Origin of the sequence: Cohnella thailandensis (genome assembly GCF_014212135.1) — a bacterium.
GTDB lineage: Bacteria > Bacillota > Bacilli > Paenibacillales > Paenibacillaceae > Cohnella > Cohnella thailandensis.
In genome coordinates this window covers 306,732-322,686 of record NZ_JACJVQ010000013.1, presented here as the reverse complement: position 1 = coordinate 322,686, position 15,955 = coordinate 306,732, and the positions used below count along the sequence as shown (strand labels likewise).

Annotated in this window: 18 protein-coding genes; 9 read left to right on the top strand and 9 right to left on the bottom strand. The window is 59.1% G+C overall.

The features are described 5' to 3' along the window. Positions 1–18 precede the first annotated feature (18 nt). Both H7B67_RS15775 and H7B67_RS15770 read left to right on the top strand, forming a co-directional pair. Positions 19–765: a DUF1361 domain-containing protein gene (locus H7B67_RS15775; protein ID WP_185120794.1), complete on the top strand. Its 747-nt coding sequence runs from the start codon at positions 19–21 to the stop codon at positions 763–765. Positions 766–840: 75 nt separating this feature from the next. After that, entirely contained in the window at positions 841–1,401 is a 561-nt protein-coding gene (locus tag H7B67_RS15770) for a zinc ribbon domain-containing protein (RefSeq protein ID WP_185120793.1), read from the top strand. A gap of 610 nt (positions 1,402–2,011) precedes the next feature. Here H7B67_RS15770 and H7B67_RS15765 read toward each other — a convergent pair. Further along, positions 2,012–2,929, bottom strand: coding sequence for a DMT family transporter (locus H7B67_RS15765; RefSeq protein ID WP_185120792.1), 918 nt, complete (start codon positions 2,927–2,929; stop codon positions 2,012–2,014). Beyond that, the gene (locus tag H7B67_RS15760; protein ID WP_185120791.1) at positions 2,926–3,531 is read right to left on the bottom strand and encodes a non-canonical purine NTP pyrophosphatase; all 606 of its coding nucleotides are present in this window, start codon (positions 3,529–3,531) and stop codon (positions 2,926–2,928) included. The genes H7B67_RS15765 and H7B67_RS15760 overlap by 4 nt, the downstream gene beginning before the upstream one ends. Positions 3,532–3,666: 135 nt before the next feature. Between H7B67_RS15760 and H7B67_RS15755 the strand changes: the two genes are divergently transcribed. Beyond that, a complete protein-coding gene (locus tag H7B67_RS15755; protein ID WP_185120790.1) occupies positions 3,667–5,457 on the top strand; it encodes an ABC transporter substrate-binding protein in 1,791 nt (596 codons plus the stop codon). Here H7B67_RS15755 and H7B67_RS15750 read toward each other — a convergent pair. After that, positions 5,450–6,472, bottom strand: a complete 1,023-nt coding sequence (locus H7B67_RS15750; RefSeq protein WP_185120789.1) for a substrate-binding domain-containing protein — start codon at positions 6,470–6,472, stop codon at positions 5,450–5,452. The two genes, H7B67_RS15755 and H7B67_RS15750, sit on opposite strands and share 8 nt — an antisense overlap. Before the next feature lie 127 nt (positions 6,473–6,599). On the opposite strand from H7B67_RS15750, the gene H7B67_RS15745 reads away from it, so the two are divergent. The 5 genes from H7B67_RS15745 (at position 6,600) to H7B67_RS15725 (ending at position 13,210) form a co-directional block, all read left to right on the top strand. Further along, positions 6,600–8,390, top strand: a complete 1,791-nt coding sequence (locus H7B67_RS15745) for an L-fucose isomerase (protein WP_185120788.1) — start codon at positions 6,600–6,602, stop codon at positions 8,388–8,390. 78 nt (positions 8,391–8,468) lie between these two features. After that, complete coding sequence (locus H7B67_RS15740; protein WP_185120787.1) at positions 8,469–9,125, top strand: class II aldolase/adducin family protein; 657 nt, start codon at positions 8,469–8,471, stop codon at positions 9,123–9,125. Positions 9,126–9,160: 35 nt separating this feature from the next. Continuing rightward, positions 9,161–10,666, top strand: coding sequence for a rhamnulokinase (locus tag H7B67_RS15735; protein WP_185120786.1), 1,506 nt, complete (start codon positions 9,161–9,163; stop codon positions 10,664–10,666). Positions 10,667–10,670: 4 nt separating this feature from the next. Continuing rightward, positions 10,671–11,102: an L-fucose mutarotase gene (gene fucU / locus H7B67_RS15730; protein ID WP_185120785.1), complete on the top strand. Its 432-nt coding sequence runs from the start codon at positions 10,671–10,673 to the stop codon at positions 11,100–11,102. Positions 11,103–11,518: 416 nt separating this feature from the next. After that, entirely contained in the window at positions 11,519–13,210 is a 1,692-nt protein-coding gene (locus tag H7B67_RS15725) for a PucR family transcriptional regulator (protein WP_185120784.1), read from the top strand. 65 nt (positions 13,211–13,275) lie between these two features. Here the strand turns inward: H7B67_RS15725 and H7B67_RS15720 are convergent, their stop codons facing one another. The 6 genes from H7B67_RS15720 to H7B67_RS15695 form a co-directional block, all read right to left on the bottom strand. Further along, the gene (locus H7B67_RS15720) at positions 13,276–13,395 is read right to left on the bottom strand and encodes a sporulation protein YjcZ (RefSeq protein ID WP_185120783.1); all 120 of its coding nucleotides are present in this window, start codon (positions 13,393–13,395) and stop codon (positions 13,276–13,278) included. A 121-nt stretch (positions 13,396–13,516) separates the two neighbouring features. Beyond that, complete coding sequence (locus H7B67_RS15715; protein WP_185120782.1) at positions 13,517–13,942, bottom strand: spore germination protein GerPE; 426 nt, start codon at positions 13,940–13,942, stop codon at positions 13,517–13,519. Then, positions 13,939–14,124, bottom strand: coding sequence for a spore gernimation protein GerPD (locus H7B67_RS15710; protein ID WP_185120874.1), 186 nt, complete (start codon positions 14,122–14,124; stop codon positions 13,939–13,941). The genes H7B67_RS15715 and H7B67_RS15710 overlap by 4 nt, the downstream gene beginning before the upstream one ends. Before the next feature lie 17 nt (positions 14,125–14,141). After that, positions 14,142–14,780, bottom strand: a complete 639-nt coding sequence (gene gerPC, locus H7B67_RS15705; RefSeq protein ID WP_185120781.1) for a spore germination protein GerPC — start codon at positions 14,778–14,780, stop codon at positions 14,142–14,144. Positions 14,781–14,810: 30 nt separating this feature from the next. Further along, positions 14,811–15,083 (bottom strand): spore germination protein GerPB, encoded by a 273-nt coding sequence (locus H7B67_RS15700; RefSeq protein ID WP_221468778.1) that lies wholly within the window; start codon positions 15,081–15,083, stop codon positions 14,811–14,813. Next, complete coding sequence (locus H7B67_RS15695; protein WP_185120780.1) at positions 15,080–15,316, bottom strand: spore germination protein; 237 nt, start codon at positions 15,314–15,316, stop codon at positions 15,080–15,082. Before H7B67_RS15695 ends, H7B67_RS15700 begins: the two co-directional genes overlap by 4 nt. Before the next feature lie 150 nt (positions 15,317–15,466). Between H7B67_RS15695 and H7B67_RS15690 the strand changes: the two genes are divergently transcribed. Beyond that, positions 15,467–15,934, top strand: coding sequence for a hypothetical protein (locus tag H7B67_RS15690; protein ID WP_185120779.1), 468 nt, complete (start codon positions 15,467–15,469; stop codon positions 15,932–15,934). Positions 15,935–15,955: the final 21 nt, after the last annotated feature.

Below are 15,955 nucleotides of genomic sequence, written 5' to 3'. Positions count from 1 at the left end.
CAATAGGAGGTACAATAGATGAGCTTGAAACGATCTTATGCCCAGTCGGATTCCACGCCGTTCGTCCCCGCCTTCTTCGCCTTATGCGGAACGACGGTTCTCTGCGTTGCTCTTCTCGTCGTTCGCGGCTACCAAACGGAGGTATTCCGCCATGGGTTCCTGCTCTGGAACTTGTTTCTGGCCTGGCTGCCGTTGATCGCTTCCATGACGGCCGTCTTGATCGGCTCCAATAAGGTCCTGAGCGAGAAAGTCAAGATTCCCTCGCTGGTTGCGATCGGAATCGCTTGGATGCTGTTCTATCCGAACGCGCCCTACCTGGTCACGGACCTTATTCATGTCTTTATCGAGCATTCTCTTGGTTGGGATTCGCGCTCGTTGATCTTGTGGTTCGACCTGATCACGTACTTCCTTTTCTCCTGGTGCGGCTTGATGCTCGGGTATTTATCGATGTACCAATTCCATGAGCTTGTCAAAAGCTATCTGGGAGCGGCGGCGGGCTGGCTGTTCATCCTCGTCGTCTCCGTCCTCGGCGGCTTCGGAGTATACCTGGGAAGGGTCATTCGCTTGAACAGCTGGGACGTTCTGTTCTCTCCGTTCCGGTTGATCGAAGGCGTAAAGGACGGGCTGAATTATCGAGGCTTTATCTTTACAATCTTGTTCGCTCTGCTTATTCTTATCGTATACCTGTCGATCATAAGCTTGAGGTATGTCTCATCCGGCAGGACGGGGAAGCGGGAGGATCCCGCGAGAACCTTGAATCCCTGAACAATGGAGACTTCCGGAACCGTGACGGGGCCGGCTGCGTATGGGATAATAGTAACGAATTGGAGGCGGATGAAGATGAGTTTTCTGAAGAAGTTTACGGAGACGGTCAGCAAGGGCGTATCGACCGCCACGGAGAAGGCGCAGCAGACGGTCGAGATCACGAAGCTGCACACCCAGATCTCCGGCAAGCGCAAGGATATCGACAAGCGATTCGCGCATATCGGCGAGGCTGTATATAACGCATATTTGGCCAAGGACCTGTCCCAGGCGGAGAGCCAGATCATTCCGGAGTGCGAAGCGATCAGCGGCATCCGCAAGGATATCGAAGCGCTGGAGGATCGAATCCGCGAGCTTCGCAACGAGAAGGAATGCGTCTGCGGCAACACGGTCTCCTACGACACGAAGTTCTGCCCGTCGTGCGGACACAAGTTCGATCCGGTGCCGGTCCCTGCGGTGCCCGTAGACAACATCCCGGCGGAGTCCGAGGTCGTGGACGCGGAAGAAACCGTCGGCGCGCCGGACCTCGATACGGAACCGGAAGCCGAGACGGCAACGGCGTTCTGCAGCAACTGCGGCGCGGAGCTCGCTCCGGGCGCGAAGTTCTGCCCGAGCTGCGGCACTCCGGCTCAGGACTGACCGGGCATTCGGTTGGGTTTTAGGAGGATATTGGTTACGTTGGGTCGGCGGACTGGGGTCCGTCGATCCTTTGTTTTTATATGCGTTCCCCATTTGTTGCGTCGTACCGGTTTTAACGGAACTAACGGACGTTATTAGGGGGCGAAACGGCTATTTTATAATCTAACGGAAATGGGGGGCCTTATTTTGATCCAATAGGCTAGTTTAGGGGTAATTTCTCGGAATAACGGCTCTCAGTTCCGTTAGAATTTGAAAACGCGTATTTTAGGCGCAATAACGGCTCTCAGTTCCGTTACAAGCAATATGTCGATTTGAAGCATCAGTCGCCTCTTCGTGTTATGCCGCTTCTCCCATTTGCTCAGGAACGATCCCCCCCTACGATCGATTCATCTTAATAAACACGATCAAAAATATGGACGCAATCTCCTAGACGGCGAACGCCGAGAAAGTCCCGAAATTATTTTACTTGAGTCAAAGAAATCAATTCCGGAAAGGGGTGAAGGCGCAGCTTGACGTACGGCAACGGCAATATTCCGGAGGACCCGGTCAATTGGCTGGGAGATAGAGCCGAATGGCATATGCGGGAAGAACCGCTAGCCGGCGGCTTCCGTTATGGTCTCTCCCGCGGCGAGCGCCGCTTCAGCCCCGGAATAAGCTGAACGAACGCGATCGCGACGGTTGCGAGTCCGAGAGAGATGGCTTGCAGGAAGGACAGGCTTCTGCCGAAGGCGGCCATGTCCATCGCCGTAACCTCGGGCAGCATCAGGTTGTTGATCAGGCTGCTCTCGTAGGCGCGCAAGCGACGCTGCGACCATGCCCAAAGGGTAAACGCTAGCGAACCGTTTATCGCCCCCAGCCACAGGACGAGCAGGCAAAGACGGAGCGAAAAAGAGGGGAGTGGCTCCAGCGCCAGTCCCACCGCGAGCATTCCGGCGGCGCCCAGAATCATCGGTTTCGTCACCAGGGCGGATGCGGGGAGACGCGTTCTGGTCAGCAAGTAGCGGCTTAAGGTCAAGTGAACCGCATAGCCGACGCACGAGAACAAGAGGAAGAGAAGGCCCGCCCGGCTGTCGGAATCGAATCGCCAAGGATAATAGAAGAGGGCGATGCCGACCAGGGCGGCGAAGACGCCGACGAGCGCAAGGCGGCTCTTCAGCTCTCGAAGCCAGATCGCGTCCGCCGCGAGCAGCATCAACGTGTTGCCGATGGCAAGCGTCATGCTGGCTTGGGTAGGGGACACGTACGATTGGCCGGCGTATTGCAGGCCTTGCGCGGCCAGAAAGCCGGTCAGCCCGAGAACGGCGGCCAGCTTCCAGGAGAGCTTACGGTCCTGAACGCCGCCGGAGGGAGGCGGCCGCAGCGCGGCGACGCCGGCCGAGGCCAATGCCGCGACCCCGTAACGAAGGCCGGCGAGCGTAAACGGTCCGATGCCGGAGGAGAACGCGTATTGGTTCAGAATGTAGGAGGAAGCCCATAGCAACGTGACGAAAATGGCCGCCGACGTCGCAAGCGCCCGATCCGAAATCATATGAGGCCTCGTCGTTCATCCAGCCAGGAGAGGATTCCTTCCGAGGCGAGCGCTAACGCCTTGCGGCGGTGATCCCTGACTTCACCGGCCTCGAGAGGAAGAGAAGCGAGAGATATTCCCGTCGGCAGCAGAAAGATCCGGTCGTACCCCTCGCTCTTATCGCCGACGGGCTCCATGGCGATTCGTCCGCGAAGCTCGCCGCGGAAGACCTTGCCGAATCCTCCCGGCATCTTCAAGGCTACCGCGCTGACGAAGACGGCATGCCTGCGCTCCATCGGAACTCCCTTCAGCCGTTCCAGCAGAAGGCGGCTGCGATCGTCATCGCTCCCCGGGGCGAACCTTGCCGTTCGGACTCCCGGAAATCCGTCCAGAGCTTCGATAAACAAGCCGGAATCCTCCGCCGCGACGATGGTTGGCCCGTCCGCATGCTTGGCGACCGCAAGAGCTTTGATCAAAGCATTCTCCTCGCAGCTGCTTCCGGTCTCCTCCGCTTCCGGAACCTGGCCTTCCTTCAAACGGCGTATCGGCAAGCCCGTTCCGGCCAAGCCCCGCGACATCCATTCGACCTTTCCGGGATTCCACGTACCCAATGTAATGTCCACTTTCGTTCCGCCTTTCTCGTCATCTTCATTTTCCAATAGAACTAGTTTAAGGTTGCTAAAAGAGGACAAAAAGGGTAGGTTCTAGGAAGAAGACTTCCTCTTTTATTAAAAAAGGGGCGGAGGGAGAATCGCTTCATGCAGGCGGCCTATCATTATGTGCGATTGTTGGATCGGTTCCCTCAGCGCGACCGAGAGGTGACTCTGGAGGAGCTGTCGGACGTTCTTAGCTGCTCCGCGAGGAACGTGAGGCTCATCGTCAAACAGCTTGCCGGGCTAGGGTGGGTGGAATGGAAGCCGGGCAAAGGCAGAGGCCATTATTCGAAGATAACCCTGCTGGCCGAGCTGTCTGCGGTCGTGTCTTCGGCGTTGAAGGAGAAGGAAGGGGCAAGAGGGTTTAGCTCGGCTATCGGGCTTCTGGGCAGCCTGCCCTCGGATTCGGGACTGCGGACGGAGCTGGCGGAGCTGCTGGGGCGTCGTCTGGTGCCCGATCTCCGAAGCCGCTCCGAAGCGGGAGGACGCTCGGATTCGCTGGTGCTGCCGTTTTATCGGGAGCTGCCGAATTTGGATCCCTTGCACGCGTCAAGGCGAACGGAGCTTCATATGGCGGGGCAGCTGTACGATAACCTGGTTCGATGGGAGGGGGAAAGAAGAACGTTCCTTCCCGCATTGGCGATCCATTGGGAAAGGAAGGGGACGGAATGGAGGTTCATTCTGCGCAAAGGGGTGAAATTTCACGATAAGAGGGAATTCACTTCGGCGGATGCCCGATATACGATTCAACGGCTGGCTCCGATGGCGGAATGGGCCGGGATTATCGGCGCGGAAGCGCCGGATCCGAACGTGCTCGTCGTCCGAACGGGAACTCCGTGCCATGTGCTGCTCCATCTCTTGGCTTCCCCGCAAGCGTCCGTCGTACCCGACGGCTCGAGGGAGAGCGGCTCCAAGCCGCCGATCGGGACTGGGCCGTTTAAGCTGGCGCGCAACGATTCGGAGGTTCTCGTCATGGAAGCGTTCGAGGACTACTACCGGGAGAGGGCGCAGCTCGATTCGGTCGAGATATGGATTCTCAAGGAGCTTATCGCGGATCGGATCGGCGACGACTCCTTGGAGGGACAGCCTATTTTGTATGAGCACCCTTTTCAGATTCATGGGAGAAGGCAGGCGGTTCGCAAAGGAAGCGAAATCGTCGAGGGGGGCAGTACGGTACTTTGCATGAACGGGAGCGGGGGAAGGGAGCTCGGCCGAGCGGATCGGCGCCGGTTGCTGGCTCGGGCGATCGATCCCGGCAAATGCGTGGAGGAGCTGGGAGGGAGCCGGATCGGCGCGTCCCGCAGCTTTTTTCCGGAATGGTCGAAGGACGCAAGAGGTATCGGGAACTTCGGCTGCGATTGCGCGGAGGAAGAAGCGTCATCGGAGGAATGGACAAAGCCTCTCCTGCTGCTGACCCACCCCGTGCTTAACCATTCGCTTGAACGGACGGCCGGTTGGATCCGGAAGGAATGCGCGGCTTCGGGCATCCCGGTGGAGGTGCGGGTCGTGCCGGACGAGAGGTGGGACGACTTCGCCGGTCTTGCCGCCGAGGCGGATTTGCTGCTCTTCAATGCGGTTACGACGACCAATCGCGAGGCGGATCTGCTTCGCTTGCTGTTCGATTCTCGCATTGGCTTATCCCCATTCTTCGACGCGGACACAAAGGCGATCTTGGCTAAGCTCGGCCGGGATTTGTCCGGAGAACAGGACCCGGATGCTCGGATGGGTCATCTTCGCCGGATGGAAGAGGTTCTTGAAGCCTCCGCTTCTCTCCTCCATCTCTACCACTTGAAGCAGACGGCCTTCTACCATCCGAAGCTGCTGGGGACGAACCGTTATAATCCGTATGGCTGGATCGACTTTCGCGAGCTTGCCTTGAAGCCGGAGTTCAACTGAACGGAAGCTGAGCGGCCGATCTCCGCACGATCAGCTCGGCCGGAAGGACGATGCGTCGCCAAGGCTGCGGCAAGCTATCCCGCTCCTCGATTCGCTCGATGAGCATCTGCATGCCGAGATAGCCGAATTGATAGGCTTGCTGCGAGATGACGGTCAGGAACGGATCGATCTCCGAATAGGGACCGAGATCGTCGAAGCCGACGACCGAGAGGTCGTCGGGCACGCGGATGCCGCGGCCGTGCAGCGTGCGGATCACCTCGACGGCGAGCACGTTGTTGCCGGCGACGATCGCGGTCGGCGGCGGATCCATCGAATCGAGCCAGCTCTCGATATCCGAGAGATCGCTCTTCGGCTCGAACGCGGACTCCAGCACGTATTGTTCATCGTAATGGAGATCGTTCAGCTTGAGCGCCTCCCGATAGCCTTCGAGCCGCAGGCGCGCGCTCGAAATCGCGGGCAGGCCGTTGATCAACGCGATCCGGCGATGCCCGAGCGAGGTCAGGTGGTCGACCAGCTTGCGCGCTCCTTCCTTCGTGTCTCCCAGCACGACGTCGCTGTCCATGCCGGGTACCTCGCGGTCGAGCAGCACGAACGGGACGTTGTGCCGGCGAAGGCTCTCCAGGTGCGACAGCGACGCGTCGCCGGCGGGAGCGACGAGCACGCCGTCGGCCCTTGTCGACAGGATCGTGTCGACGTAGTCCTTCTCCTTCTCGGCATTCTCGTCGGAGTTGCCGAACAGCAGGCGATAGCCTTGCTTCTTGGCGGCATCCTCCGCGCCTCTGGCCAGCGTCGTATAGAACGGATTCGTTATATCCGTGATCAGCAGGAACAGCAGCTTGCTCTGTTGAAGAACGAGGCTGCGGGCCATATGGTTGGGAACGTAATTCAGCTCCTCCATGACCCTTCGAACCTTCGCCCTCGTTTTGTCGCTGATTTTGCCAGTGTTATTGATAACCCTGGACACGGTCATCGCGGATACGCCCGCTTGCGCGGCGATATCATAGATCGTAACCACATGCAGAGCCCCTTACTTGTCTTTGTTTGTTTTTATCTTAACGAAGTTATGGATTGACAGCAAGCATTATCCCTGCTAATTTGATGTTATCGATAACATTTTTTATAACCTTTTGGAGGTGCGAGGGATGACACAGCAAGCGTTCCGATGGAAAGGCGAATTCCCCAAGATCGGCATCCGGCCGACGATCGACGGGCGGCGCAAAGGCGTGCGCGAGTCGCTGGAAGAGCAAACGATGAACATGGCGATCGGCGTCGCCAAGCTGATTAAGGACCATCTTCGCTATCCGGACGGCTCTCCCGTGGAGTGCGTGATCGCCGACGGCACGATCGGCGGCGTGGCGGAATCCGCCGCGGCGGCCGCGAAGTTCGCCCGCGAGAACGTAGGGGTATCGATAACCGTAACGCCGTGCTGGTGCTACGGCACCGAGACGATGGACATGGATCCGAGCGTTCCGAAAGCGATCTGGGGCTTCAACGGCACGGAACGTCCGGGCGCGGTTTACCTGGCGGCGGTGCTATCCGCTCACGCTCAGAAGGGATTGCCGGCATTCGGCATCTACGGCGAGGACGTGCAGGACGCGGGGACGACCGACATTCCGGAGGACGTGAAGGGCAAGCTGCTCGGCTTCGCGCGCGCCGGTCTCGCGGTCGCCCTGATGAAGGGCAAATCCTATTTGTCCATGGGCTCCGTCTCGATGGGCATCGCGGGTTCGATTGTAAGCGATTCCTTCTTCCAGGACTACTTGGGAATGAGAACGGAATACATCGACATGAGCGAATACAACCGCCGCATGAACGAAGGCATCTTCGATCCGGTCGAATACGAGAAAGCGCTTGCCTGGGTGAAGGAGAACTGCAAGGAAGGTCCGGACAATAACCCGGCCCATCTCCAATCCTCGCGAGAACGCAAGGACGGCGAATGGGAGACGGTCGTCAAGATGGCGATCATCGCCCGCGACCTGATGGTCGGCAATCCTCGCCTTGCCGAGCTCGGCTTCGCGGAAGAGGCGCAAGGCCACAACGCCATCGTATCCGGCTTCCAGGGGCAGCGGCAATGGACGGACCATATGCCTAACGGCGACTTCATGGAGGCGATGCTCAATTCGTCGTTCGACTGGAACGGCATCCGCGCTCCATATATCGTGGCGACGGAGAACGACAGCCTGAACGGCGTCGTCATGCTGTTCGGCTACCTCTTGACGAACACGGCGCAGATCTTCGCGGACGTCCGCACGTACTGGAGCCCGGACGCCGTCGAGCGCGTCACCGGACATAAGCTGAGCGGAGCCGCCGCGGGCGGCATGCTGCATCTGATCAATTCCGGCGCGGCGACGCTGGACGGCACGGGCGAACAGACGAAGGACGGCCGGCCGGTCATGAAGCCGTTCTGGGAGATCACGCCGGAAGAAGCGCAGAAGTGCTTGGACGCCACCTCCTGGCGCCCGGCTTCGGTCGAGTATTTCCGCGGGGGCGGCTTCTCCTCGGACTTCCTGACGCGCGGCGGCATGCCGATGACGATGTCCCGCCTCAATATGGTAAAGGGCGTGGGCCCGGTCCTTCAGATCGCGGAGGGCTACTCCGTCGACCTGCCGGCGGACGTGCACGAGACGCTCGACAAGCGGACGGATCCGACATGGCCGACGACTTGGTTCGCTCCGACGCTGACGGGAGACGGCGCGTTCTCGAGCGTGTACGACGTCATGGACAACTGGGGAGCGAACCACGGTTCGATCAGCTACGGCCATATCGGAGCGGATCTGATCACGCTTGCGTCGATGCTGCGCATTCCGGTCAGCATGCATAACGTGCCGAAGAGCAAGCTGTTCCGCCCTCGCGCGTGGGGCTTGTTCGGAACGGCGGAATCGGAAGGCGCGGATTATCGCGCATGCTCGAATTTCGGACCGCTGTATAAATAACAATTGACGATTACGGATATCGGGGCGGCGGGGAGCGGCGCAAGCCGGTTCTCCGTCCCGGAAAGCGGGGAGAAAAGGATGGGCAGTCAAGCCATACGCGAGGAATTGTGCAAGTATGCCAGGAAGACCGTCGCGAACAAGCTGGTCGTCGGACCGGGAGGCAACATCAGCGCCCGGCACGAAGGCAAGATGTATTTGTCCCCGAGCGGCTTCGCTCTGGACGAGATCGAGCCGGAGCAATGGGTCGAGGTGGACATCGGGACGGGGGAAGTGACCGATATCGGGCTTCGCCCGTCGTCGGAGGTGCTGATGCATCTGTACGCTTATCGCGAGAACCCGGGCATCGGCGCCATGGTGCATACGCATCCGCCGTATTGCATCGCTTTTACCCTGGTGGAGAAGGAGCTGCCGATCATGTTCCCGGACCAAGCCGCGCTTGTCGGGAAGACGGTATACGTCGATTACGTGCTGCCGACGACGGACCGGCTGGCGGATGCTGTCGTGGAGAAGGCGAACTCTTCATCGATTCTTCTCGGCAATCACGGTCTCGTCACGACGGGGCGCAACCTGCGAGAAGCCTATTACAGGACGGAGGTCGTCGAGGAGAGCGCGAAGATCTTCCTGATCGCCAAAGCGATCAAGGAGCCGAAGGTTCTGACGGCCGAAGAAACCGAAGAGATCGCCTCGCTCGAAAGCGAAGCGTATCGCATTCAATTGCTTCAGAAGATGAAGTGAGCTAAGCTCGCGCGTTCGAAAGGGGGAACTTGGCTATGGGCGACGGGAGGACGGCGCTGGCCTTCGACTTGGGAGCGGGTAGCGGCAGGGCGTTCGTGGGGCGGTTGTCGGAGAAGGAAGACGGCTCCAAGCGGCTCGACGTGACGGAGGTGCATCGATTTCCCAATGAAGCGGTTCAGGTAGGGGCGCACCTGCACTGGGACATCCTTCGGCTGCTGCGGGAGATGAAGAAGGGAATCCGCTCGGCGTGGCAGCAAGGCTATGCTCCGACGACGTTCGGCATCGATACGTGGGGAGTGGACTTCGGGCTTCTTGACGCTAGCGGCGAGCTGATCGGCAATCCGTACCACTATCGCGATCCCCAGACGGAAGGTCTCATCGAGGAAGTGAACGCGAGAGTCGGCGAGGAACGGCTGTTTCGGGAGAGCGGCTTGCAGTTCATGCCGTTCAACACGATCTACCAGCTTTACGCGATGGCCAAAGCGGCTTCCCCGAAGCTCGAGATTGCCCGCACGCTGCTGCTTACTCCGGATTTGCTCGCCTACATGCTTACCGGCGTCCGAAGCTGCGAGTATACGATGGCGACGACGACGGCGTTGTACGATCCCGTCCGAAAGGAATGGAACAAACCGCTAATGGAGCTGCTCGGAATCCCGTCGGGAATGTTTCTGCGGCCCGTTCGGCCGGGCGAGATTATCGGCCCGCTGACGGCGGAGGTCGCGGAAGAGCTGCGGGTGCCGGCGATGCAGGCGGTAGCGGTCGGAACCCATGACACGGAGTCGGCCATCGCGGCCGTGCCCGCGCATGGCGGGCCGTTCGCCTATCTCGTATGCGGAACCTGGTCTCTGCTTGGGACGGAGCTTGCGGAGCCGATCCTCGCGCCGGAGGCTCGGAAGCTGGAGTTCTCGAACGAGGGCGGGGTCGGCGATACGGTTCAGCTCCTTAAGAACATCATGGGCTTGTGGATTTTGCAAGAATGCAAGCGGGAGTGGGAGGAGCGGGGGGAGGAGCTCGGCTTCGCGGAGCTGGCGGCGATGGCGGAGCAAGCCGAGCCTTTCCGCAGCCTGATCTATCCGGACGATCCCCGCTTCTTCGGGCCGGGCAGCATGCTGGCGCGGATCCGGACGTTCTGCGAGGAGACCGGTCAACCGGTTCCTCGCGAAGCCGGCGAGTTCGCCCGCTGCATTCTGGAGAGCTTGGCTCTGCGTTATCGGCAAGCCTTGGAACAGATGGAGCGGTTGACGGGGCGCGAATACGAGGGTTTGCACATGGTTGCCGGCGGCATCCAGAACAAGCTTCTGTGCCGGTTCACGGCCCGGGCGATCGGAAGGCCGGTATGGGCGGGGCCGGTCGAAGCGAGCGTGATCGGCAATCTGCTCGTGCAATTCATCGCGACCGGCGAGTGCCGGGACTTGGACGAAGCTCGCAGGCTCGTCGGGGTGTCGTTCCCCGTCGAATCGTACCCGGCGGACGAGACGGCCGGCTGGCCGGAGGCTTACGAGCGTTATCTCGGCTATGAACGAGCCGTAGTGGGAGGGTAAAGCGATGTTAAAAGGAATACCGAATCTGATTTCGCCCGAGCTTCTTAAGATTCTTATGGAGATGGGGCACGGAGACGAGATCGTGCTGGCCGACGGCAATTTTCCGTCCGCCAGCCACGCGCGTCGGCTCGTTCGGGCCGACGGGCACGGCGTGCCGGAGCTGCTAAAGGCGATCGTGCAGCTTATGCCGCTGGATTCCTACGTGGAGAAGCCGGCCGCGCTTATGCAAGTAATGCCCGGGGATCGAACGGAGACGCCGATTTGGAAGGTTTACGGAGACATTCTGAAGGAGAGCGGAGCGCCGGCGGAGCCTTTCGAGGAGATCGAACGGTTCGCGTTCTATGAACGGGCCAAGCAAGCGTATGCGATAGTGGCGACGGGGGAAGGGGCGCTGTATGCGAACTTGATCCTCAAAAAGGGAGTTTTGCCGACCTGATCGATGGACGGCATAAATGCTTAAAGGTTTACGAAAAGAGCGATTCTTCGCGTCATCTTGCGATGATGGGGAAGAGTCGCTCTTTTTTTTGCGTTGTTTATAAAAGTCGGATAAATCGCAAGTGTCACTAATTATAACATGAAATTCGGTCTTATTCAGGCTTTTATTAAATGGGTGCAGTGTAATTTTCATATTATTGGAGGAAGTCTCTAAAGACATTTGCCCAAATATGTTATAAAATATAACACAAAGTATGCCGAAGTCTCGCAATTCAATGACGGTCGTTACGATACCTAACGCAAATTAAGCGGTAACCCGGATATTCACAGCACCAATACGCAAGCAAAGCTGATGCGAAGGCCAAGGAAGCCGAACCTGCGAGCTTATGCGAATGCGCACGACTAGGAGGAATGGATATGGCTGCAATACCTCGCAAGGAACCGAATCCCGACAACCGCCCCGAAGATGCCGCGTTCACGGTCAAAGACCTGCTTCGTCTGCCGCTGTTCTCGCAAGCGCGCCTGATGGCCGGGGAGAAAGGCATTCATGCCGCGATAACGAGAGTGAACGTCATGGAGGTTCCCGATACCGAGTCCCGGGTTCGCGCGGGCGAGCTGCTCGTCACGGCGGGATATCCGTTCCGCGAAGAGCCCGAGAAGCTCCGGCAGCTCATTCCCGAGCTGGCCAAAAGAGGGGTTGCGGCGTTAGGGATCCGGTCGAAGCGATTCGTCGACGACGTGCCGAAGGAGGTTATGGAAGAGGCGGACCGCCAGCGCGTCCCGCTAATCGAGCTGCCTCCGGAGACGAGCTTCTCCGACGTCGTGCGAACGGTCATGGAGAGCGTCCTGGCGCAGGAAACGGCGCTTCTCGCGGATCTGCAGAACCGCATACAGAGCATGACCCGACTGCTTCTCGACGGAAGCGGCCTATATGCTTTTCTGGACGCCATGGAGTCGATGCTCGGCAACCCCGTCGCGGTTGTCCGGGAGCAGGAGAAGCCATGGCTGTCCGAAGGGCTTCGCAACGCGGATCCGGTCGAAGCGTGGCCGCTCGTGCAATCTCTTACGTATCGTCACGTCGGAAGAGGAGTAAGCAACGGCTTCGTGCAGCTTCAGAACGCTTGTCGCGCTTATGTCCATCCGATCCCGGCCAGAAGAACGAAGCAAGCCTGCCTCGTCCTGCTCGAACGGAATCGGGATATCTTGCCGCTCGACGCGCTGAGCGTCGAACGCTTGTCCTCGCTGGCGGGCCTGGAGCTCGCGAACGTCGAGGCGGTGCGCGAGGTGGAAGGCAAATACCTGGATCAATTCCTCCAGGATTGGCTGCAAGGCAAGATCGTTTCGGAGAGCGATTGGAAGCTTCGCGCCGAAGTGTGCGGCTGCGCGATTCCGGAGCAAACGCCGCTCTGCGCCGTTATCGTCGGGTTGACGGAGCAACAGCCTTCGGCGGATAGGCTGCGGGAGCTTGCCCGCAGGCTTCGTTCCGAACGGCTCCGCGTCGTCGACGCGATTCTGGCGGCGCCTATCGGCGGCGAACTCGCGCTGATCCTTCCCGTGCCGGAGCCGATGAGGCTGGATCCGCAAGCCGAGGCATCGCCATCCGGCATGCTGCAGCGGTTGCTTGCCGAGCTGCGCCCCCTGCTCGGCGACCCCGATCTGAAGCTCTACTCGGGGCGGGTGTCGGATCGCACGGAACAGCTTCCCGCCAGCTTGTCCCAAGCGAAACGCGCGCGGCAAGTGGCGGAAGTGTGCGGGCTTCAGGGGGAAGTGGTGACCTATGACCGGCTGGGAGTCTATTCGCTGCTCTATTTGATTCCGAACAGCGAAGAGAGAGAGCAATTCCTGGGGCGCTTCTCCGTCCCGCTGCAGCAAGCGGACCGCAAGGGCGGGGGCCGGCTCGTCGAGACGCTGGAGATGTTCTTCCGCTGCAACGGGAACATCAAGCTGACCTCGGAGAAGCTGTTCGCCCATTACAACACGGTGGTCTATCGTCTGGATAAGATTCAAAGCATCCTCGGCGTTTCCCTCGACGATCCGGAGGATCGGCTGCAGCTTCAGTTGTCGCTTAAGCTGGGGCAGATCACTCCCGGACCCTCCGGGTCGGCCTGACAAGCAAGAAAACCGCCTTGCCGGCGATCCGGCAAGGCGACATGCGGGGGCTGATTCCTTCTATCCTAGACCCAGCCGGCGCGAAGGATGATAACGAGCAGGATGAAGAGTACAAGAGCGAAGGCGGCGGCGCCCATGCCGCCGTAGACTGGTCCGCAGCCCGTGCCTGCAACCGGATAACCCATCGTGCAACCCTCCCGAAATCCGTGATTGTGATGTCGTATCACAATGTCAGCATATGCGGAAGGCGAATGCATTCCTGTGCGTTTATACCTATTGCATTAACCTACGGGCTAAATTCAGCGTTTATCCCGGTCGGCCCCGCCTTTGGTTCCAGAGCTCTTCCGGCACCCTTTCCGGATCGTTGAATTGCCGGATATTCACGATGCGCGATTCCCCTTGGACGGGGCCCGAGCAGCCGAACCTCATGACGGAGGAGGCGGTAATCCCCAGCACGTAAACGCTGCCGATCCGGATGGGAGCCCCGCCGGACGCGGAGTTCATCCGAACCGGCGGCTCGCTGCCCGGGTTCAAGAGGGTCTTGAAGAATAGCGGGTAAGACGCAAACCGGGTTTCGTCTTTGTAGGAATCGGGAATCGCCCTCTGAACGGCAATGACTCGGTTTTTCTGTTTCGTCGAACCCCGAGTGTCTCCGAACTGCGTTACGCTGGACGAGGATACGGTGTTAAGGTAAACATAGCCTGCGGTTGTCAATCGGCAAGCAAGGCTCATTCTTCCTCCTCTTCCAGCTCGGGAAGCGGTACGAAAGGACCGATAATGACGGACTCCGCCGGCGTATCGAAATAAGAATACAGCGAGTAAGATTCCGTGTCCCCGATAAGCATGGACGAGGAGCTCGCGACTCCTCGGACTTGAATGCAGCCTACCGTGACGGGACCGTTATTCACGTTCATCTCTATTGAACGGGTCACTAGTCGACTCCTCCTCCCGGGGAAGGGGGATTGGCGAAGTTGCCCAAGTAACGGCGGATCGCCGTTCCGACATCCTTCATCGTTTTCTCCATAATCCCCGTTCTCCAATTGTTGCGCTCCTCCTCGGTGCCCGTCGCCGGATAAGGAGCCTTTCTTGCGTAATAATGGACTCTCTCGTTCAATTGGGATTTGACGTCGTCGATGATCATCCTGCTATGCTGGACGTCGACGTTGGCGTTCATCTCCTCGGACATCCTGGCGATAACGGCGGGAGCCTCCCGTTCCATGTACGCGGCCGCTTCTTGCTGAAGCTCCCGGATGCGCGGGGCCGCCTCGTCTTCAGGCTGCGAGGGCGCGCTCCACATGCCTGGCGCGGGTACCTCGAACGAATCCACCCCCTGCATCGCCTGCGGGGTAAGGCCGATGTTCAGCGTCCCGTCCAGCCTGGAGACCTTGAGCTGGTCGAAATTGTATTCGACATGAATAGGGGGGCGGCTCTTCAGATCGTTGATTTCCTTCTGCATGGCTTCGATCCGGAGGAGCGCCTGTTGAAGCTGCTGTTCTAAATATTGACACTTCTGGAACCAAGCCTGCCAATCGACCGCGGGTTGAGGCGTTCCGTACCATGGGGAGTTCATCGTCTATCCCTCCTCCGGCGAATGCTCGAATTATCTGGGATTCGGAAGAGGCACGAGAGAGAGCAATTGATTTTCCTCTTGAACCTCTTGTTGAACGTTCGACGGCATCCCGGGCGGAGCTGCCGCCCCGGGCGCAGCCGGCGCCAATGGCGGCGCCGGCCCGGTGAAGCCGCCGCTATTGTACAGTTGAGACAGAGACTGGATGCTGCCCGCGCTTCCGATCTGAAGAACCGAGGAGTTGGTGACGGCATCGACCCGAAGCTGGTTTATCGTGATGGTCTGGTTTACGTTCCACTGGATCATACGACACCGGCATTGCCTACCGTATTTTCGGAAGAATCCTGAACATCCGGATCGTTCGTGTTCGTTGCGCTGATGAAGTTGTTCGTCCGCGGCAGATCGCCGGTGACGAACGAGCCGGCTCCGGCATACGATTTGCTCGTGCTGGACGGAGTGATCTGAATGGAATCCCCGAATTGGACGACGGCGCTGGAGCCTACGCTAATGATTTTTACGGCACCGATGATGCAGGGCATGGGCGCATCAGCTCCTTGGCATAGGATCATGCTTCAGTGTATGAAGGCGAATGCCCAGAGGTTCGTTAACGGTCTTAATCCGGAGAGAGTACACCCGACGTAGGAAATAGGCATATGATGTTGGAAAACAGGCGACGGAGGAGAGGAAAAGTGGCATCCTTCTTTGATAGCGGACCGCTCCCCGACTTTAAGGAGATCCAGAAATTCCTCGGCAGGGAGCTGCCCTGGAAGCTGGTGGAACAGTGGGACAAGGCGAACGACAGCGCTTGGCTGAACGAATACGTGAACAAGATTCTGCAGAAGGCGAAGCTGCCTCCCCAAGCTCCCAAAGCGGAAGAGAAAGCGGTGGTGAAAGCGGAAACCGCGAGAGGGGAGAAGTACGTGAACGTGTCGATCCTCTTCTCTTCTCAGGTACATCCGGAGGATCTCAGGCTGCACGCCACCTCCGAGAGGCTGAAGATCGTCGGCCTGCCCGGCAATCGCAAGCATATCGTCCGGTTTCCGTGCCTTGTCTATGCGAGAACGGGGAGAGCGAGCTGGAACAACAGGCGACTGACTATTCGCTTCAAAAGAAGGCCGGGGGACCGGCAAGAAGTCGAATTGTTCATTCCCGAGTGAATCCGCTATAATAAGAGCAAA